Raw genomic sequence first — 21,303 nt, 5'->3', positions numbered from 1 at the left:
ATTTACTTTGCAAGCGTAATCAAACAAATACAGGATAACATTATGAACAGTAGTTTTACAATTAAAAACGTTAGTAGTATGAAAAAGCAATTTTTGATGTTTGCAGTCGCAGCAATGGCGGCACAGACAATGTCAGCTCAGACATTAGCAGAGAGCAAGTTTACAGACAACTGGTACATAGGTATCAATGGTGGAGCAAATTTCAAGACCACACACACGTCGATGTTCCGCAATCTCAACCCCTCTGCCGGTCTTAGGATAGGCCGTAATATCACTCCTGTTTTCGGAGTAGCAGCAGAGGGACAGGCTTATTTTGACAACAAGGGCAGTGCCTACGAGACCGGCACATTCCTGAAAGGTATAAACGTGTCGGTGCTCGGAACGACCAACTTCAGCAATCTTTTCGGCGGATATACCGGTGAACCGAGAGTGTTTGAAGTGGTGGGTGTATATGGAATAGGATGGGGGCATGCCTTCAGTACGGAGAGCAACAAACTGCCTCGTGAGAATGTTATGACCACAAAGCTCGGTGTCGACTTCACCTTCAACCTTGGCGAATCAAAGGCATGGCAGATTTATTTGGAGCCTAATATAACATATGGAATGAACATGGACGGCAACAAGACCCATTTCAACTCAAACAATTCTGCATTAGGACTTCTGCTCGGTGTCAACTATAAGTTCGGCAACAGCAACGGCACTCACAACTTCGCTTTGGCCGAGCTCCGCGACCAGGCAGAGATAGACGCTCTCAACGGCAGGATAAACGAGTTGCGAAGCGATGTCGATGCCCGTGACAACGAGATTGCAGCAGGCCGCCGCACCATCAGCGATCTGGAGAATCGTCTGCGCAACAGCGAACGTCCGGTGATAGTGGAGGAGACCACCACGACCAATGTCAACGTTCTCCAGCCGTCGGTAATCTTCCGTCAGGGCAAGAGCACCATCGACGCGGCTCAGTATGCAAGTATCTCTATGATAGCGACATACATGAAGAATCATCCCGAGTCCAAGATACTTATAAAGGGTTATGCCTCTCCCGAGGGTAACATGGAGTTCAACCAGCGTCTTTCCGAGGCACGTGCCACAGCTGTCAAGAACGCTCTCGTGAAGCGTTACGGAGTGAAGGCCGACCGTCTTACCACACAGGGTATGGGAGCTACGGACAAGATGTTCGACGAACTGGACTTCAACCGCGTGGTAGTGTTCATCGATACTACAAAATAAGTTTACATACTACTCTTAATGAATATCCCCACTGCCGGCGACGGCAGCGGGGATATTCTTTTTCACAGAAAGGCATTGTCTGTTCATACAGTCCTTATGTCTATCGTCTTTTGGAGTTTGCGTTTCTTGTCCGTAACTTTCAGTGTCATGATGCCCGGAGTCTTCGTGCTTCGCACCACTACGACCAGCCGGCCTGCGAATAGCTTCATCTGCGTTCCGTTGAATGGCTCGAGTGATGTGGCGTCGCCGTTGCAGGCTGCCTGATATGTACCCGTGCCCGTGACCTCGAATGTCAGTTCGTCGTCGGCCGTTGGACAGAAGTTGCCATCCTTGTCGGCCAGCGAGACGGTGACAAAAGCCATGTCGTCGCCGTCGGCCGTCAGTGCTTTCCTGTTGTCGTCGGCATATTCGGCCGTCAGTATCAGTTCGGCAGGGGCGCCGGCCGTGCGCTTCACGTCCTCGCCAATCTTGTTTCCGGCGGCATCGTAGGCCACCACACGGATTTCTCCCGGCTCATATTTCACGTCGTTCCAGCGCAGGCGGTAACGGTTAAGCCGGCCCTCCTTGTTCTTGCGCACGCGGCCCTGGCTCTTGCCGTTGACGAAGAGTTCGCCCTCCACTCCGTCGGTGTAGCAATATACGGGTGTCACCTTTCCTTTGCGGTCGGGCCATGTCCAATGTGGCAGCAGGTGCACGGTGTGTTCCTTGGTGTTCCACTTGCTGCGATACAGATAGTAGCGGTCTTTGGGCAGTCCGGCCAGATCGCATATTCCGAAGTAGCTGCTGCGGCTTGGCCAGTACTCGTCGTAGGGTGTCGGCTCGCCCAGATAGTCGTAGCCCGTCCATACAAATTCGCCTATCACCTGCTTGTAGTCGTCCTGCCAGCGCCAGTCATCGTCGGGCAGATTGCTCCACGGACAGCATTCTGTATCGTAGCCGTTGCATTGTCCGTCGGCGTATGTCTTCTTGTTCGATACCTCTACAGGGAACTTGTAGACACCGCGCGAACTTACTGTTGAGGCTGTCTCCGAGCCGAGCAGGAAGCCCTGCGGCAGTTCTTTCAGGCCTTTCTCGTATTTGTGCAGACGGTAGTTGAAGCCGGGCACGTCCATCACCTGTGCGAATCCCGTGTGCATGGCATTGTCCACGCGGTCCATACCCTGCGTGACGGTGCGCGACGGGTCGAGCCTGTGGCAGAGGTCCTGCAGGCGGCGGGCTATGTCCTTTCCGCCCTTCATGCCCTGTTCGGGTATCTCGTTGCCTATGCTCCACATCACTATCGACGGGTGGTTGCGGTGGTTTTTCACCAGGTTTTCTATGTCGCGGTCGCCCCATTCGTCGAAGAAGCGTGCGTAGCCGTTTTTGCATTTGGCATATTTCCACATGTCGAAACTTTCGGCCATTACCATCATTCCCAGCGAGTCGCATATGTCCATTTGCATCTTCGACGGCATGTTGTGGGCCGTGCGTATGGCGTCGCAGCCCATTGCCTTCATCATCTTTATCTGGCGTATCAGCGCAGCCTTGTTTATGGCGGCGCCGAGCGGACCAAGGTCGTGGTGCAGACATACGCCCTTGAACTTGCGTGTCTGTCCGTTGAGCTGGAATCCGCCCTCCTTTGTCACCGTGGCCGTGCGTATGCCCACGTTTACAGTCTGCCGGTCAATGAGCTTGCGGTCGCGATACAGTTTTGTCACGAGTTTGTACAGATATGGCGATTCGGGCGACCACAACTGTGGCTTCTTCACGTCGAGCACAGTGCTGATGTCGCCTGTCCCGGTCATGTTGCAGTGGCTTTCGGCCACGATGAAGCCCTTTTGGTCGTACAGGGCTATGTTCACGCCCATCGTTCCGTCATTCAGGTTGCCTGCAACCTTGGCTGTCACTTTCATTTCGGCCAGTTTTCTGTCGGCCTTGGCGGTATAGGCGAATGTCTCGAACGTCTCGAACCGTGCCTCGTCTTCGGTCACAACGAGCGTCACGGGGCGGTATATGCCGCCTCCGGGATACCACCGGCTGCTTTCCTCAACGTTGTTCAGGTCAACCTCGACAGTGTTGTCGCCCGTCTTTACATACGGTGTGATGTCCACCTTGAATGCGTTGTAGCCGTAGGCCCAGTAGCCGGCACGCCGGCCGTTGACGCTCACGGTAGGTTCGCTCATGGCCCCGTCAAACACCAGTTCGGCATGTTTGCAGCTTTTCGGTATGCGTATCGTTGTCTTGTAGTGGCCTTCGCCTATCCATGGCAGCGAGCCCGAGCGGCCTGACTTTTCAGTCTTTTCCTTTTCGCCGTTCTGCTCTATGGCCACCACTTGCAGGTCCCACTTCTTGTCGAACGGTCCGTTTATGGCCCAGTCGTGCGGCACGCGCACGTTTTCCCACTGCGCCTTGTCGCGCGAAAACATCCACCCCTCGTCCAGCACCGTCTCGTGACGTTGTGCCGTTGCCGTGGCGGCGAGCGACAGGGCAAGTAACAATGCTTTGTATTTCATATCGTTTATAAGTTTTAGCAGCTTTTATAATGTTTCTGCAAATATAACGTTTTTTTTGTTCATGACCTAATATTCATGTCACTTTATTGCCGTTGCCGCATAATTGTACGTGATGGTGTGGCATGTGTTCCGGACTTTAATGCATGGATGTCGGGCGGATGTGGCTCGGATTGGGAATAATTATGACAAAACACTTCGTTGGCCGTCACAAAACAGTATTTCGTTACATACGGGCCGAAAATGGCGTATTTTTATGATAAATAGGACGTGCTGACAGTCAGATAGTTACGGAACTAACGAATAGAAACGGCTTGTAAAGAAAGTAGAGAGGCCCATATTGCCTTGCGAAAGCGCCCATATCGCACTGCGATATGGGCGCTTTCGCAAGGCAATATGGCCCGTATGAGTTGTTAAATATGGCGTATTTGGGTCCGGAAATGCCGGTTTTGCGGTATTCTCGCCATGGTTTTATGTCTTGAAAGGGCATTTCCAGGCATCTGTTTCTTCCAGAATGCGTGAAAAAAAGTGCTGTTTTTTAAGAATAAAAATTACATGTAATGGTTTTTATACATTTATGTCAATGTGAATGTCAGCGGCCTTTCTTGTCCGGTTTCTTTGTGAACTTATACGCGGCAGTGAGCATCACGTAGCGCGGAATGCAGTTGTACCACGTCTCGGTGCGGCCCTGCGCGTTGATGTTGTAGCGCACTGCCGACAGACGGTGGAGCAGGTCGAAGGCCTGCAACTTGGCCGTAAGGCGGCCTTTCAGGAACGAGCGGGTCAGCTGCGCGTTCCATACGAGGTCGTCGGTGTTCATCGACGGACTGCTGTAGCCGCGGCGGCAGAACATGTTGATGTCCGTGGCGATGGTCAGGTCTATGCCGGGGATGGTGTACTGGGCGTTGCCACCGTATTGATAGTCGTAGGTATTGATGCGTTCGAAGTTGTCACGGTTGCTTGTGCTGTTGCGCATTACGAGTTTTGACACTATGGCTGCCGAGAGCTTCTCGTGGCGGTATGCCATTTTGGCGTTAAGGCGGGTGTATATGTTCGTCACCTTGCTCAGCACGTCGGCATCTGTGTCGTAGGCTATGTCGAAGTCGACGCTGCGTTCGTATTTCACGCTGCCGCTGACGTCGAAGCGCAGACGTTTCAGTCTGTCGATGGGGCGTTGCCAGCCTGTCTTGAATGTTCCGCTCCAGTTGCCGTTGACGTTGTCGGTCATTCTTGTGTAGGCACCGGTGGCGGAGTTGTATGTGGTGCGTGTGCCGCGGGCGTTATGTGTCAGCAGGAAGTCGTAGCCCACGTATACCGACGAGCCTATGGAGTCGTTCTTGAACGTTACGGTTCCTTCCGATTTGTGTATTTTGCGGTTCTTTATTCCTGGGTTGTTGATGCGGATGGATAGCGGGTCGGAGTTGTTGCTGACGGGCATGAGCGACGCGAAGTCGGGGCGCGAAACGCTGAAATTGTATCTGAAGTTGAACTGTGTTTTGCCGTATGTCCTGAATCGGATGTACGGTTCGAAGGCTGTGTATGCCCTGTGGGCGGTGGTGTCGAGGGTGGCGTGATGATAGTTCATCCGTTCCGTCAGCCGGCTTACGGGCAGACGAAGGGTTGCACTCATCTTTCCATTGTATTTTGACAAGCCTATCGAACCGGAGTATTTGCGCACCATGGTGGTGGATATATGGCTGTTGTCGACATCAAGAGCCATGTCGAGCGAGTCGCGGGTGGAGGGCAGCAGGCCAAAGTTCTCGTAGCGCTCGTTGTCAAGCATGTCGAGCCGGTAGATGCCGTTGGTCACGCTTTGCTGGTTCTGCATGTATCCGACGGTTGAATTAATCTCCCAGTCATCGGGCAGGATGAAGTTGTAGCTGAAGTCAATGTCATATGTATAGTTGCTTGTGTGGCTGTCTGTGTAGTTGTTGTGCAGGTCGTGCGTGCCGTTGGCGGGATAGTCTGTGCGGGATAGTCTGAAGTTTTCGGCCGGATTGTGGCTGTAGTATGTGCCGTAGAAATCTGCCGATATATAGTCTCCGGACTCGAATTGTTTGCTCCAGTATATGTTTTGGTTGATGTTGATGCTGCGGTTGCGTCCGCTTCCGAGGCTGTATCTCCTGTTGGTAAGTGTGGCGGCGAAAGTGGAGTCGGTGCTCTCCGATATGCTGGTGCCGTCGGTATAGTTGAGCCATGTGAATGAGTGCAGGTGCAGCTTTCTTAAGGAGAGTTGGTTCTGTATCTGGAATTGGAAGTTGTCGCTGAGCGTCTTCGACGAGCTTCCGCGGTATATGCTTCCGTCCGAGGCAAAGTTCTCCGAGGCTGTGTTGGTTCGGTTGTCGGCATCTCTCCATGTCAGTGTCGACGAAAACCTGTTGTTGAAAGTCTTCTCCTTGTCTTCCGTATCCAGATCTATGCCCACCTGACGTGTCTTTAGCAGCCCGCGCGGCATGTCGGCCGGCTTCCATTCGCCGTCGTTTCCTGGCTTCCGGTCTTCGTTGACGTTGTTGATATTGGCAAAGGCCGACATGCGTGTATGGTCGTCATAGTAAAGTCCGAAGGCGCGGCCCATCCACCGCTGTTCCGTTCCGGCGCCTGCCTCGGCGTTGGCAATGTATCCCCGGGCATACTCGCGCTTGAGTTTCACGTCCATCACATATTCCTTTTCCTCTATGTCGCGGCCTGCCAGTTCGCTCTTCTCCGTGCTTTTGTGATATACCTGTACGTTTTTGACGGTGAAGTAGGGCAGGTTTTCGAGCATCACCTTGTTGTCGCCTTTGAAGAAGTCTTTGCCGTTGAGCAGCAGATTGTCTATCTTCTTGCCGTTCACGTATATGTCACCGTTGTCCTTAATCTCCGCTCCGGGCATCTGGCGGATAAGTCCGTCGAGCATCGAGCCGTCGGGCAGATTGAATGCCGCCGCGTCGTAGACGATGGTGTCGCCGCGGTAGGCTATCTGCACGCGCGTGCCCTTGACCACCAGCTCGTTGAGGTTGCCGCCGTCCATGCCGTTGTTGCGGTGTATCTTCATTAGGTGTTGGGGTATCTCGAAGTACGACTTGCGGCCTATCTTGCCTATCTCGAAGTCTACATAGCAGTCATGATATCCTTCGTATGAAGCCTTGACGATATATTTAGCTTCCTTGCGCGGCACTTTGAAAGAGTACCACGACCATTGGCCTCTGTCGCTGACGTAGCATGTCACGGTGTCCACCACGGTTGAGTCGGGGCGCATCAGCGTGATGAATGCCGCCAGCTTGCCCCGTGTGAAGGAGTCGTATACGCTGCCGCTTATGTTTACAGTCTTTTCTTTCTTTTTGGTTTCCTTTGTGTCGGATGCTGTTTGTGCCTGCATTGCGATGGCTGCAAGGATGCAGACGATAATGATAATCGGTTTTCTCATTTGTTTTTTGTGTGTCAGTATGTTAATGTTGTATAGTTATACAAACGCTCTTTTGTGTGAAATATTACGTTGTCATTTGTTTTTTAGAAAACAAACGGGCACCGTCATTCGCATGTCAATGCCCGCCGGCCAGATTAACAGCCTTATTTTATGAACTAAAAAACAATTATTTCTTATTGAATATCTCTTCGATTCTTTCCTGCAACCAGTGGCCGATGAGTCCGGAGGAGACTATCCGCCCGTCCGGTCCGATGAGCACATACTCGGGCATGGAGGTGATGCCGTAGGCCCGGGCCACCTCCGAATCGAAGCCTTTAAGGTTGGACAGATGCGTCCAGTGGATGCCGCGCTTCTCCACATAGCGTGCCCAGTTATTATGGTCGGAGTCGAGATATACACCGATGATGTTGAGACCGTCATCCTTATACCGTCTGTTCATTATCTTGAGCATCGGTATCTCTCCGCGGCTTGCTCCGTCCTGAATGTTCCAGAAGTACAGTAGCACGTAGCCGTGCCCTACATATTCGCTCAGCCGTCGGGTCTTGCCATCGGGGTCGGAGAGCTCAACATCGGTGTACATGCGTCCGGGACGGCGTTTCTCCATGTTGCGATAGAACTGCCATACGGGCATCATTGCTCTGTGGGAGGCGTAGACCCGGGTGCTGTCGAGCAGGCTGCCGAGGCGTCCGTAGCTCATGTTTGCATAGCTTCCGGACAGATAGTAGGCCGCGATGGGGTTGTCCATGTTGGCGCGTATGATGTTGTCGGTGGCGGCATCGGCGCTGTCAATCAGGGCCAGCAAGCCGTCTTTGTCCATCGGCTGCGTATACATTTCTATGTCGGTGGTGTATTTCTTGGCCTCGCGCTCATAGTCGTGTATGCGGTTCTGGCAGGCCATGAACTTCATGTTGAGGTCTGATGCGTTTATGCTACGGTGTTCCATGTCGAGCACGATGGGCACAGTGTCGGCGATGACGGCATATTTACGGCCTTTATCGTCAACAATCTCGAACATCTGGTCAGGCTCCGCCTCGTAGGTGTATGTGAAGCTGCCGTCCTCGCCAATCGCTATATTGTTATAGTCACCGAACGGATATGTAATCGGTTTAAAGGTCAGTTTGCTTGTTCCGGGGGCAACAGTTCCGCTGATGTTCCGTTTGACTGGCTGTCTGTCCGTCTCCTTGGAACAAGCGTAAGTCTCGCTGACGAGCTTCATCTGAAACTCGTTTTTCATGAACGGTTTGTTGTAGGTGGTCCTCACCAGCTCGCCTGGTAGAAAACGTTTCTTGCTTTTTCTTTGCAGGCTTGCCAGGGCTTTGACAAGAATATTGTTCCGTTGGCATGTGGAACTGCCGGTGTACATCTTTTTGGCGAGGTCGCTTATCTCGTCAAACTGCTTGACGGTCAGCGTGCTTTCGAGGTCTTCCGCGAGTTTGTGGAAGAAGTAGACGGCGGCGTCACATCCCCTTTCGTCGTTGTTGGCCTTATGGGTGGCATACAGACCGGTGATATATTTTGTCTTCTCCCGCAACTCTACGAATGCGGTGGTGTCGGTGGGAGTAGCCTTGCTCTTGTTGGACTGGTTGCGGCCTGGTACGTAGGTGGTGTTCAGGTCGTCTATGCGCCAGTGCCTGCCCGTCATCTTTATCAGATATCCGTCTATGGTGTGGCAGGGCAGGGAGTCCTTGTCGTAGAACATTTCCCGCCTCCATACAATGCCGTAAAGCGTGCGCAGTGAGTCGGGACCGGTGAAAGTGGCAAACCGGTAGGTGAAATCGTCGCGCATGTTATAACGGAAACATATGCGTGACCAGTATGTGTCGGGCCATGAGAAAGACAGCCAATGGAACGGTGAATCGCCGTCGGACGGGCTGTGGGTAAGCACGGTGGTGGCCTTGCCGGTGTGGCGCTCAAAAGCACGGTCTATCTTTTTGAGTGATTGTGGAAGCCGGCCGGAGGCGGCATCGCTTTCGTTGAGCAGGTATTTGAAGTTCCATACATAGTGTCCGGTGCCCGGATGTGAAAAGCCAGTCTTCTTGTCATCTGCCTTGATAAAGCGTTCCACATCTTTCTTCATGGCTTCTGAGGAATTTGTTTCGGTGCCCTTTGCCGCAGCCGTAGCTGTGAGTAACAGCGAAGTTATGATGGTTAGGATGGTCTTCATATTGCTGTATGTTTTTTATTGTTTGTCGGTGTTATACGCTTCGGTCGGTTTGTCTTGTCGCGTAATGTTGTTGATTATAATCTTGTTCATCAGCTTTTGGAACCGTGCGTCGGCCTTTATTATCTGTTCCACGTGGGCCAGATATACGCTGTCGGACAGATTGTCGAGGTCGCGTTCCATGCGTTCCACGAGTATGGTCATGCTGTCGGCAGCTGTCATTCCGGCAGGTGTGACAGCAGTGGTTACTGTGTTGGAAGCAGTGATGTTGGGGATAGCGGTTGCCAGAGACGGTGGTGCGGTCGGAGTCTTTGGCGTTTCTTTCCTTTTTTCAGATGCCTGGTTGCTTGTTGGCGATTGGGGACCTGTCTGCGTGGATGTATGTTGTGGCTGTGACGGCGGTGACATAAGACAGGTTGTTGAGGGTGTATCCGATGTCGCGTTGAGTACGGTCATGGAGTTGTGTTCCGTGGAGTCGGAGTATGTGGTGTTGTGTCCGAAGTGCATTCCCATTACGAATACAAGTCCGATGAATATGGCGGCAGCGGCCCATCTCACGGCAAATATCCGGCGGTGTCTTTGGCGGATGATGGCATCGTAGGTGGCTGTTTCGTCTTCAGATAGCCATGTATCGATGTCGTTGTCGCTTGTCGGGTGGGGGAGGATGCTCAGCAGCACGCGTTCCTCTTCTGTGGATGCAGCGTTTTTGAGCAGTCCGTAAAGTCTGTGCTCTTCACTGACAGTGGTCTCTCCGGCGAGGAATCGCCGGATGAGCTGTTGCCGTTCGGCTTCTGTTGCGGTATGTTCGTTGTCTCTTTTCATTCGCTTATATATAATAAGGTGTGGCTGTTGTGGTGTTCGTTGTGGTTACAGGCCTCCCTGTTGCCTTATTGCTTCGAGCAGTTTGCGGCGTGCAGTACTGAGCATTGCGCTTATAGAGCGGCTCTTGATGCCGGTGACAGTCTCCATCTCGGCCAGGTCCATGTCTGACAAATGGCGCATACGGTATAGTCGTGCTTCGGTGGGAGTGAGGCGGCTTATGGCATTTTCAAGCAGACGGCGGTTGTCGCTGTCTTCCATTGCTGTAGGTTGTTGGTATCCGTCGACCGGCGGTCCGGATGTGTCTGATGATATACGGGTTTTCCTTTTCCTCCACTCGCTTACGCAGATGTTCTTTGCCATACGTGAGGCAAGTGCCTCGACACCGAGTCTTATGTCTATCCGTTCCCGCATTATCCATAGCCGCATGAGCACTTCTTGTGTCACATCGTCGGCCATGTCTCTGTCTGAAAAGAAGTCCAGTCCTATACTGTTGAGTTTAGGACGTAGCTTTCTGGCTATATGTTCAAATTCTTCCGGTGTCATTCTTTGTGTTTAATATACGTTTAAGGTTATGGTATGTTAAGTCTGAAAATGTGAAAAATGTGTTTTTGTGTATAGGATTACTTGTTTATGTGTTGATGGAGGCTTGTTGAAGTCATGCTGCCGGTGTCAGTCAACGAACAGCATTCCGTCTTCTTGGAATATCTTTTCTTCGTTAATCAGTGAAGACAGGGCGGCGTCTATCTGTTCGTAAGGGCGTCTTATGCTGTTCAGTTCCGTTATGTGGTGGCGGTGTTTGTCGGCAAGCAGGGCGAGTATTTCCGCTTCTGTGGCGGCGATGGTATCGTCATTGACAAGTTTCTTGTCACGTTGCAGGCATACATCGCACGTTCCGCAGTCGTGATCCGAATTTTCACCGAAGTAGCCCAACAGCATGCGGCTGCGGCAAGTGTCGTCGGATGAGAAGTATTCTGTCATCGCCTTGATTTGTTTTTCAAACCTGTCTTTCAGCTCTTCGTATATTTCTTTTGGGAAGAACAAGTGTTCCGAATCTTCGCGCCGCTGGGTGTACCGGATGTATGGAGTGCGTTTGCGGGGGATAAAACCTATGATATTCTTGTGGGCAAGGAGTTTCAGCGTCTGGTATACTTCGTGTGACGTGAGGTCTGTCTCTTGTGCAAGAAAGCTCTCGTCAACGAAGTTGTAGTCGCTGAACAGTCCGCTGTAATTGCGCAGCAGAGCTATGATGAGCTTGTCTTCGGTCTCAGAGTTGTTTTTCAGCAGATACAGGTTGTCGCGTTCGGTGAGGAACCTTACCCTTGAGGCATTTTCCTGTTCTTCGATATAGTCTATGTATCCGGCACGGGTGAGTATGTGCAGAGCGGCTTCTACCTGTATGGGGAAGTGTCCGAAGGTGTGGCAGAACTTGTCTATGTTGAATTCGAAAGTCAGTCCGTAGCCGGATCCTGTGGCTATCTGGTAGAAATAGGCGAGATGTTCGTATACCTTTTTAATATAGTCTTTATCCGGAAAATTGTCGCTGATGCGTTTCGAGAGCTTGGTCACGTCAGCATTGTTGCACAGTAGCACGGCATAGGCTTTTTCACCGTCACGTCCGGCGCGTCCCGCTTCCTGAAAGTAAGCCTCGATGCTGTCAGGGCAGTCTATGTGTATTACAATGCGTACATCGGGCTTGTCGATACCCATTCCGAAAGCGTTCGTGGCCACTATTATCCTTATGTCGTCGTTCTGCCACGCCTTCTGGCGTTTGTCTTTCTCGGCGCTTTCAAGACCGGCATGGTAGAATGAGGCTTTCATGCCCGTGTCGCATAACAGTTCGGCAGTTTCTTTGGCGTGACGTCTGCTGTGCACATAGACGATGGCGCTGCCGTTCACGTTTTGCAGAATGTGTATCAGTTCGCCTTGCTTGTCGGACGTATGACGAACAACATAAGCGAGATTCTTGCGTTCGAAACTCATGTTGAACACACGTTTCTCTCTGAATCCGAGTTTTTCCTGTATGTCGTCAACCACAGTCGGAGTGGCCGTCGCCGTCAGGGCGAGCACCGGAGCATCCGGCTTTATGCTGCGAATGTCGGCAATCTTCAGATATGACGGACGGAAATCATAGCCCCACTGGCTGATGCAATGGGCCTCGTCTATGGTGATGAAACTGACGCGCATATGTTTCAGTTTGGTCTGAAACAATTGTGAGGAAAGGCGTTCCGGAGATACATAAAGTATGCTGACGGCTCCGAAAACAGCATTGTCGAGCGTGGTCAGCACAGCTTCGTGCGACATGCCTGAGTAGATAGCTGCCGCACGTATGCCGCGTTTGCGGAGATTCATGACCTGATCTTTCATCAGAGCTATGAGCGGTGTTATAACAATACATACGCCTTCCTTGGCCAATGCCGGCACTTGGAATGTAATTGATTTGCCTCCTCCGGTGGGCATCAGTCCGAGTGTATCGTGCCCGCTGCTGATACTCTCGATAATCTCGCGTTGTATACTCCGGAAATCATCGTATCCCCAGTAGCGTCGCAGTATGGATTCGAAAGATGATTCTCCGCTATTCATCACTCATCATTCTTTCTTGTTCTTCACCCTTTCTTATTTTTCATTCTTTTTCTGTGTATCCGGCATTATATCTTCGATTTGTAGCTGGACTTCGCCGCGTTTGTATGCGTTCTCTTCTATCGTGTATACGATATCAAACGACCGTTTGCTCTTGATGTAGCGTGCGGCGGCGCTCTGTCCGAAGGCAATACCGTTCATTACGTTGCTTGAGCGGCTGTCCACGAGTTCGAGTTTGATGTGTTCCTGATGACGGCCTACCACCTTGCTTGTACCATAATCGTATACATTGCGTGTGCAGAAGAGAGGTTTGGGATTGCACGGACCGTGCGGTGCAAACTTCTTCAAGTCGGCCTGCATCTTTTTCGTGATATCCTTGAAGTCTATCACTTCTTCTATGTCGAGTATGGGTTGTGTCTGTTCCGGCATGATGTGGTTGTTGACATAAGCCTGAAAGCGACATATGAATTCCTTGATGTTTTCAGCTTTCAACGAGAGGCCGGCGGCGTATGTGTGTCCGCCGAAATTCTCGAGCAGGTCGCGGCAGCTCTTTATGGCATCGTAGATATCGAATCCGGCCACACTGCGCGCCGACCCTGTCGCCATACCGTCGCTCATGGTGAGCACTATTGTAGGGCGGAAGTAAATCTCGGTGAGACGGGATGCCACAATCCCGATTACACCCTTTTTCCAGTTCTCATCGTATAGCACTATGGACGACAAGTGTTTCTGGCTTTCTAGTTTCTCGACAATTGAATTGGCCTCTTCGGTCATCTGTTTGTCCACATCCTTGCGTTGTTCGTTGTATTCGTTTATCATTCCGGCCTCGACAAGTGCGCGTCTGAAGTCCTTCTCCACAAGCAGTTCCACGGCTTCCTTGCCGTTCTGCATGCGGCCTGAAGCGTTGATGCGCGGTCCGATTTTGAATACGATATCGCTCATGGTCAATTCCCTGTTGGTCAGTCCGCAAATGTCAATGATAGCTTTCAGCCCTACGGACGGGCTTTGATTGAGCTGTTTCAGACCGTGGAATGCCAATGTACGGTTCTCGCCGGTTACAGGGACAATGTCCGATGCGATGCTTACTGCGCACAAGTCAAGCAGCGGTATCAGTCGTGCAAACGGTATACCGTTGTTCTTGGCGAATGCTTGCATGAACTTGAAGCCGACACCACATCCCGACAGATGATGAAAAGGATATGTCGAGTCCGGACGTTTGGGGTTGAGTATAGCCACGGCGGGCGGCATTTCTTCGTCGGGAACGTGGTGGTCGCAGATGATAAAGTCTATGTCGAGACTTTTGGCATAAGCAATTTCGTCGATAGCCTTGATTCCGCAGTCGAGTATTATTATCAGTTTTACCCCCGTTTCTTTGGCATAGTCTATCCCTTTGCGGCTTACACCGTATCCCTCGTCATACCGGTCGGGGATATAGTATTCGATATTTGAATAGAACTGCTGCAGAAACTTATACACCAAAGCAACAGCCGTGCATCCGTCAACGTCGTAGTCGCCATAGATCATGATACGCTCTTTGCGTCCCATGGCATCATTGAGCCGATCCACAGCCACGTCCATGTCGTTCATCAGGAAAGGGTCAATCAACTCGTTGAGCATCGGTCTGAAAAAGCGTTTTGCCGCCGACTCCGTCTTGATGCCTCGTTGGATAAGGAGATTGGCCAGTATCGGGCTCATTCCGATTTTCTCTCCCAGTTCCTTGGCTGCTTTCTGTCTTTCAGGTGTCGGTGGTTCGTAATTCCATTTAAATTGCATTTATATTGTTTTTTATTTTCTTCTTTCTTTATGTTACGAATCCCACAGTATTTCCTCATATGTATTTAAAAGTGGTTGAGGATAGGATAGTGGTGCCGTATCGCTGTCACACAGTCTTCCGTATTTGTCACATTGTCTTCTTCTTTTGGATTGATGTGGTGTCGGTCTGTGTATCTACGATATGATATAGCGTGTAAAATTACTAATAAAAAATAAGAAAATGTAGAAATGGTTTGTAAGTTTTTGAGTTTTTAAGGATTGTACGGACAGATGTAATTATTATGAAGATGTATCTTTTATATATCATTATGACATTCCCGAATACACCATTGGTCTCGGAGTTGTTATTGACATAAAAAACCAAGTGCCGCACTTTTTGGCCGGTGCGACACTTCATTTCATATTAATATAGAGCATATTCATTCGATAGTATATGCAAGTACAACAGCAATTGCCATGAAGAATGCTATTATCATCATGGAGATAAAAGTGACTTTCTTCAATATAGTCCTGCGTTTTATTGCGTTCATACTTTGTCTTTTAAATTCGCTTGCATCGTCACCTCTTCTCATTTTTACCCCCCCCGTTTTTTTTACGTAAGTAGTTGGTAGTCACTGGCTTGTAAGGTTATGTTATTGGATTTTATAAATCTGCGCTTGTTTTAAAGTTCACACCAAAAGTTATATACAACGCTTCTGGTGTGAACTTCACAGTTTGCAAAGTTAGTTCTCTTATATGCCGAGCTTCTTGCGTATGTCCTTCGGAATGGCATTCTTGTTGACCATGAAATCCATGGTGTTTGCGGCAATGAAAGTTTTGGTCATATACCATATACCTTTGTAGTCGCCGTATTCTCCCCATGAGTTCTTCACCATGTAATATTCTTTGCCGTTCTGGTCTTTGGCTACACCGTAGATAAGCATACCATGGTCGTCGGTCAACTGCCAGTTGTCGTATCGTTCCTGACGCATTTCCTGTGTGGGGACAATTTCGGGAGCGGTGCATCCCAGCGAGTCAAACATCGCGGTCTTTTTGGTGGTTGTCAGTCGGAGCCAGCGTGCAGCGTCACTTCCGGTCAGGCTCTGTACCTGTTTCATATCATAAGCATATGCAGTACCTTTGCGGGTGAATCCATCTTCCGATACGTCACCGCCCCATGCTATGGTATACCCGTTGTCAACGGCGTTGTCGATGATGCGCATCATGTCTTCCATCGGTACGTTCCATGACAGAGGATTGCGCCAGTTGTCCTGCACCTCAACGGGGAATGCTGTCCAAAACGGATGGTGTGTATAGCTTGTTATGGTCACATAGTCGTTCCAGTCGAGACCGAGACTCGATGCAAACTCTTTCGGAGTGTATGTCTTTCCTTCATATTTGAACGATGTGGGACACTGTCCGAGGTATGCGTCGAGTATGCCCTGCAATCCGACTTTCCACTGTCCTGAAATCTTTTTAGCCTCGCTCTTGGCAATGGTTGTCACATAAGGAGTCATCACTTCGAAGAACTCGTTGAAGTTGTTCAGCGAGTCGCCATACAGGCTTCCCGGGAACGGCATGGCATCTTCCGGACATATACCGTAGTTTTTGAGAACATAGAGCACATCATATGCCGAACCGCCTTGTGAGAACTGACAGTCGCCATGCAGTCTTACCACCTGTATAGCACGGTCCATGTAGTTCTTGTTGGCAACGAACGATTCGCAGAGGTCGTATGTCTTTCCTGTTTTTTTCAGTATCTCGCTCTCGAAATACGACAGCGTCGAGTATGCCCAGCATGTGCCGCTGCGGTTCTGGTCTTTGATGCTTGTTATGGGGTTCTCCTTGATTGTTGTGAACACCGGTTTGTTTTTGTTTACAGAATCTTTCTTCTCTTGTGCGTTCGCTCCTACCGACATCAGTGCGATGAGCGACAATGTCAAAATTTTCTTCATATTGGTTTTGTTTGTTGTTTTGTTGATTCTCTGTTGTTTACTTGTCATTATTCATTTTCATGAATTCCTCCACATCCTGAGGATGGTATGGTATGCGGCTTTCGCCAAGGAAACGACAGCCGTCTTTCGTTATCAGGATGTCGTCTTCAATGCGTATTCCTCCGAAGTCCTTGTAGGTTTCGAGCAGTTCAAAGTTTATCCATTCCTTGCAGTGTCCGCTTTTACGCCAGTCGTCGATGAGTGCCGGTATGAAGTATATGCCCGGTTCGTCGGTCATTACGAAGTTCTCTTCCAGCCGGCGTCCCATGCGCAGGCAGTTGGTTCCGAATTGTTCTGACGGCTGTGTCTCGTCGTCGAAGCCCACGTACTGCTGTCCGAGGCCCTCCATGTCATGCACGTCCATACCCATCATGTGTCCGAGGCCGTGAGGCAGGAACATGGCGTGGGCGCCGGCTCTTACGGCTTCTTCCGTATCGCCCTTCATCAGGCCTATTTCCTTCAGGCGTTCTGTCATCAGGCGGCACACATTCATATGCACATCATACCACCGTACGCCCGGACGTGCCACTTCAAGAGTATAGTCGTGGCATTCCTCGACAATGCGGTAGATGTCCAACTGGCGTTGTGTGAACTTGCCTGATACGGGATATGTGCGTGTATGGTCCGAGCAATAGTCGTCAAGCTCACACCCGGCGTCGCACAATGCGAGTCTTCCCGGTTCGAGCAGGCAGTCCGACGGACCTCCGTGCATCACTTCGCCGTGTTGTGTGAATATCGTTGCAAAGCTGACTTTCGACGAATACGACGCGGCCGTGCCGTCCACTTGTCCGCCTACATATCGTTCCGTCACCCCCGGGCGTGTCAGGCGCATGGCCGTGGTGTGCATTCTGTATCCCACTTCGCAGGCACGTTCGATGGCCTCAATCTCCTGTGGCTCTTTTGTCGAGCGCATCTTCACTACTGCGTTTATCAGTTCAATTGATGCAGACTTCCGTTGTTGCGAAGGATGAATGGCCAGCAAGTCCATTATCAGAACCATCGTGTCGTGACGATATGGTGGCAGGAAGTGTATCCGGCGGTTTTCGGATACGGCCTTGTCGCAGATGGCTTTCAGTTCTTTCATTGGTGCGGTATGCTCCACACCGACTTTCGAAGCCATGTCGCCTACGCTGTCAACGGAGCCGAACCATACGATGTCTTCTATGTCAATGTCGTTGCCGACGAGAGTGTCGCGGTCGTTGTCAATGTCAATGATTCCCACCAGTCCGTCGCGGTGCATTCCGAAATAGTATATGAATGCGGAGTCCTGACGGAACGGGTAGTAGGCATTGGTCGGATAGTTGGCCGGCGACTCGTTGTTGCCGAACAATATAACAATACCTTTGCCTACAAGTCTTTTGAGTTCATTGCGTCGTTTTACATAAGTTTCTTTGTCAAACATGAGCAAAAACAGTTTTTTGTATCATAATATCTTGCAAAGATATATTATTTTTATCGAAAATAAGTATCTTTGCACGATTTTTAAGCTAAAATAATGCAAGTAGACAGGAATACAGGGCTTGTGCTCGAGGGAGGAGGCATGCGGGGAGTGTTTACCAGTGGTGTGCTTGATGCGTTCATGAAGAACGAGCGTTACTTCAGATATGTGGTGGCAGTGTCGGCCGGAGCCTGCAACGGCATGTCTTACATCAGCCGTCAGCCGCGCCGTGCCCGCATATCGAACATAGACATGCTTGTGAAGTACGATTATCTTGGTGTGCGCAGGCTTGTCACTCACGGTTGTATATACGATCCTGAACTTCTCTATGACCGTTTTCCAAACGAACTTGTGCCTTTTGACTACGATACATATTTCAGCAATGCCGGAACATTTGAGGTGGTTACTACTAATTGTCTCACCGGACGTGCAGAATATCTTTCGGAACAGTCCGACCGTTGTAGGGCTATCGACATTGCTCATGCCAGCAGCAGTTTGCCGTATGTCTGTAAAATGATAGAAGTGGACGGCACTCCGATGCTTGACGGTGGTATTGTGGACAGCATACCAGTATTGAGGGCTGTTGGGCAGGGCCATCCGTTCAATGTTGTCGTGTGTACGCGAAACCGTGGTTACCGCAATAGTGGGCACGACCGGAAGATACCTTCTTTCATCTACCGTAACTATCCGCGTCTGCGTGTTGCTTTGAGCCGCCGTATAGCCGTATATAATGAGCAGCTGGCCATGGTGGAGCGTATGGAAGATGAGGGCCGCATCATTTGCATCCGTCCGCAACGCCCGATGGATGTAGACCGTATGACCAAAGATGCCGCGAAGCTGGAAGCACTGTACGAAGAAGGTTTCCGGTTGGGGTGTGACTTCTGTGAGAAATACGGGTGAGATGTTGTATGTCTGGGTCTGTTCCTAAGTTGTTTCTCTGTAGGTGTTTTATTTTTGGTACTCTGTTGTCGTAGCGTTAAGCAATCTTTCTTTCTCTGAAAAACAGGCAGGTGTAATGTTGTTTCTTCTGAAAATAGGTTAACCCGTAATATTCGTTATGCTTTTTTACGATGTCCGGTGTGTGCCATTCCGTGATATTGTTATACATTTGCCATTGGAAAAAGGCGGTGGATACCGTGCTTTTCTCCTTTGTGGAGTTGAGAATAAGGTATAAAGATTGTATAACAATAAAAATGAAAGAAGGTATGAAGAATGGAGTTATGATGCAGTATTTCGAATGGAATCTGCCTGACGACGGTAAACTTTGGGAACAGTTGAAAGAAGACGCTGAACATCTGCACGACATCGGAGTGACGGCAGTGTGGATTCCGCCGGCATACAAGGGATGCGGAAGCAGTGATGTGGGATATGGTGTGTACGACCTTTACGACCTTGGAGAGTTCGACCAGAAGGGAACCGTGCGTACCAAATACGGCACACGCGAGGAACTCGAGCAGGCTATAGATGCCTTGCACGCACACTCCATATCGGTATATCTTGACGCCGTGATGAACCACAAGGCCGGAGCCGACCGTGTGGAGACTTGCATGGCACAGCTCGTTGATCCTGACAATCGCGACCAGCCTATCAGCGAGCCATACGAGATAGACTGTTGGACGGGATTTGATTTCCCAGGTCGCGGTGACACTTATTCGGACTTCAAGTGGCACTGGTTCCATTTTTCCGGTACAGACTATAACGAGCGCGACAAGAAAACCGGCATTTATCAGATAGTCAGTGAGGGCAAGGCCTGGAGCATAGGCGTGGACGGAGAGAACGGCAACTACGATTATCTGATGTTCTCCGACATCGATCTTGACCATCCCGAGGTGGTGGCAGAGTTGCAGCGATGGGGAATATGGGTTGTGCGTGAGTTTAATCTTGACGGTATGCGCCTTGATGCCGTCAAGCATATGCACGACCGTTTCCTGCAAAAATTTCTCGAGGCGGTACGTGCCGATGCCGGTGATAAGTTTTATGCAGTGGGAGAGTATTGGGTCGAAGATATAAATACGCTTGAGGAGTATCTGGCAAATATAAATTACGAGATGGACCTGTTCGACGTGGCCCTGCATTACAACCTGTGTGCTGCGTCGAAGAGCGGCCGCGACTACGATCTGAGCCATTTGCTCGACGGCACGCTCGTGGCTTCACATCCAACGCTTGCCGTGACTTTTGTGGACAACCACGACTCGCAGCTCGGAAGTTCACTTGAGTCGCAAGTCGAAGACTGGTTCAAGCCGTCGGCCTATGCTCTGATTCTGCTCATGGAGCATGGATATCCTTGTCTGTTCTATGGCGACTACTACGGTGTAAAGGGTGAGCCGTCACCTCATAGGACGGTTATAGACACGTTGCTTGAAGTGCGGCGGCGTTGTGCCTACGGAAAGCAGACCGACTATTTTGACTATCCGTCGGTAGTGGGTTTCACGCGCTGCGGTGTCGATGACAAGCCCGGATCCGGTCTGGCTGTGCTGATATCCAATGGTGATGATGCAGAGAAACTTATGAATGTCGGTGAGACGCATGCAGGTGAAACGTGGCGTGAGGTGACCGGCAACCGTGATGAAACGATTGTCATCGGCGACGACGGCAATGGCGTCTTTCCTGTCTCGGCCGGTAAGGTGGCCGTATGGACCCCTGAGGTATAGAGTAAGTAGAAAATTAAAGTAAGTCAGTCGGCAAAATCAAACTGCATTATCGTCCGGACAAAGATGGATGCGCTCCGAAGGATAATGCAGTTTGATTTTGCTGACTGACTTAAAACTTTTTACTCTTAATTATTGATTTCCCCTTGTTCCATGTATTTTGGCGACGGGCCGTACTTGTTGGTACCCACCTGACTGTCAAGACACATGAAGACAATCATCATTATATTGTATGCCATACCGATGAGATAACTTATAGTCATAGGAAGAAAACCGGCAGACGAATTCGTTATCGTGTCTGCAATCTCCGTAGGATCGCTTACCTCGCCTTTGGCTATTTCCATAAGCATGTCGGAGCCTATGACGTCTACCAGATTGTATGCTATGACACCATAGCCTATTATTGTGCCTATGACTCCGATGCCGCACCACCATCCGCTACGTCCTGTGTCGTGCAGCCGGCGGAATGTCAGGGGAATCACGGCCAAAGAAAGCAGCAGACTTCTGATGCTGCCGATGAAAGGTATAAAACTTAATACCACATTGGCTATGATTACAGCCAGCATGCACCACCAGAATTCAGAACGGCGCGAGCGTCCGCTGAACTGTGTGAGTTTGTCCATAGCCTGTTTCAAGGCTTCACCAAAGCCAAGCTCCGGCATTTTCTTTACTTCATTCATGTGTTTGAAATGTTTTTGTTATTGATTAAATATATGTGACAGTCGTTTCATCCCGTGTTTTCTCGCCATGGCAAAGTTTGAACGAGTTCAATTTTGCGCATTTGGCTTG

The 21,303-nt window shown here is 50.3% G+C and carries 14 protein-coding genes; 3 read left to right on the top strand and 11 right to left on the bottom strand.

Annotation, left to right across the window (positions count from 1 at the left end):
* The first annotated feature begins 78 nt into the window (after positions 1 to 78).
* Positions 79 to 1,227, top strand: a complete 1,149-nt coding sequence (locus HPS55_RS01620) for an OmpA family protein (RefSeq protein WP_172178477.1) — start codon at positions 79 to 81, stop codon at positions 1,225 to 1,227.
* An 83-nt stretch (positions 1,228 to 1,310) separates the two neighbouring features.
* Here HPS55_RS01620 and HPS55_RS01615 read toward each other — a convergent pair whose 3' ends face one another.
* The 10 genes from HPS55_RS01615 to HPS55_RS01570 all read right to left on the bottom strand — a co-directional run bounded on the left by HPS55_RS01615 (position 1,311) and on the right by HPS55_RS01570 (position 17,830).
* The gene (locus HPS55_RS01615; RefSeq protein ID WP_172178479.1) at positions 1,311 to 3,719 is read right to left on the bottom strand and encodes a glycoside hydrolase family 2 TIM barrel-domain containing protein; all 2,409 of its coding nucleotides are present in this window, start codon (positions 3,717 to 3,719) and stop codon (positions 1,311 to 1,313) included.
* A 589-nt stretch (positions 3,720 to 4,308) separates the two neighbouring features.
* A complete protein-coding gene (locus HPS55_RS01610; protein WP_172174021.1) occupies positions 4,309 to 7,122 on the bottom strand; it encodes an outer membrane beta-barrel protein in 2,814 nt (937 codons plus the stop codon).
* A gap of 166 nt (positions 7,123 to 7,288) precedes the next feature.
* The gene (locus HPS55_RS01605; protein ID WP_172174018.1) at positions 7,289 to 9,286 is read right to left on the bottom strand and encodes a peroxiredoxin family protein; all 1,998 of its coding nucleotides are present in this window, start codon (positions 9,284 to 9,286) and stop codon (positions 7,289 to 7,291) included.
* Positions 9,287 to 9,301: 15 nt separating this feature from the next.
* Positions 9,302 to 10,105 (bottom strand): superantigen-like protein SSL4, encoded by an 804-nt coding sequence (locus HPS55_RS01600; protein ID WP_172174015.1) that lies wholly within the window; start codon positions 10,103 to 10,105, stop codon positions 9,302 to 9,304.
* 45 nt (positions 10,106 to 10,150) lie between these two features.
* Positions 10,151 to 10,648, bottom strand: a complete 498-nt coding sequence (locus HPS55_RS01595) for an RNA polymerase sigma factor (RefSeq protein WP_172174012.1) — start codon at positions 10,646 to 10,648, stop codon at positions 10,151 to 10,153.
* Between the two features lie 126 nt (positions 10,649 to 10,774).
* Complete coding sequence (locus HPS55_RS01590; protein WP_172174009.1) at positions 10,775 to 12,685, bottom strand: RecQ family ATP-dependent DNA helicase; 1,911 nt, start codon at positions 12,683 to 12,685, stop codon at positions 10,775 to 10,777.
* A gap of 33 nt (positions 12,686 to 12,718) precedes the next feature.
* On the bottom strand, positions 12,719 to 14,455 hold the full coding sequence (gene recJ, locus HPS55_RS01585; RefSeq protein WP_172174006.1) for a single-stranded-DNA-specific exonuclease RecJ: 1,737 nt from the start codon (positions 14,453 to 14,455) through the stop codon (positions 12,719 to 12,721).
* Positions 14,456 to 14,874: 419 nt separating this feature from the next.
* Positions 14,875 to 15,027, bottom strand: coding sequence for a hypothetical protein (locus HPS55_RS01580; RefSeq protein ID WP_172174003.1), 153 nt, complete (start codon positions 15,025 to 15,027; stop codon positions 14,875 to 14,877).
* 159 nt (positions 15,028 to 15,186) lie between these two features.
* Positions 15,187 to 16,437 (bottom strand): C1 family peptidase, encoded by a 1,251-nt coding sequence (locus HPS55_RS01575; protein WP_172174000.1) that lies wholly within the window; start codon positions 16,435 to 16,437, stop codon positions 15,187 to 15,189.
* Positions 16,427 to 17,830, bottom strand: a complete 1,404-nt coding sequence (locus HPS55_RS01570; RefSeq protein ID WP_172173997.1) for an aminopeptidase P family protein — start codon at positions 17,828 to 17,830, stop codon at positions 16,427 to 16,429. The genes HPS55_RS01575 and HPS55_RS01570 overlap by 11 nt, the downstream gene beginning before the upstream one ends.
* 93 nt (positions 17,831 to 17,923) lie before the next feature.
* Here HPS55_RS01570 and HPS55_RS01565 point away from each other — a divergent pair, with 93 nt between their 5' ends.
* The gene (locus HPS55_RS01565; RefSeq protein WP_172173994.1) at positions 17,924 to 18,766 is read left to right on the top strand and encodes a patatin-like phospholipase family protein; all 843 of its coding nucleotides are present in this window, start codon (positions 17,924 to 17,926) and stop codon (positions 18,764 to 18,766) included.
* 305 nt (positions 18,767 to 19,071) lie between these two features.
* Positions 19,072 to 20,517 (top strand): alpha-amylase, encoded by a 1,446-nt coding sequence (locus HPS55_RS01560; protein WP_172173991.1) that lies wholly within the window; start codon positions 19,072 to 19,074, stop codon positions 20,515 to 20,517.
* Between the two features lie 125 nt (positions 20,518 to 20,642).
* On the opposite strand, the gene HPS55_RS01555 is transcribed toward HPS55_RS01560, so the two are convergent.
* Positions 20,643 to 21,194: a DUF805 domain-containing protein gene (locus tag HPS55_RS01555; RefSeq protein ID WP_172324646.1), complete on the bottom strand. Its 552-nt coding sequence runs from the start codon at positions 21,192 to 21,194 to the stop codon at positions 20,643 to 20,645.
* Between the last annotated feature and the right edge of the window lie 109 nt (positions 21,195 to 21,303).

This window comes from Xylanibacter rodentium, from assembly GCF_013166575.1.
Taxonomy (GTDB): Bacteria; Bacteroidota; Bacteroidia; order Bacteroidales; family Bacteroidaceae; genus Prevotella; species Prevotella rodentium.
The sequence above is the reverse complement of the archived record's forward strand: the minus strand, read 5'-3'. Positions and strand labels throughout refer to the sequence as shown.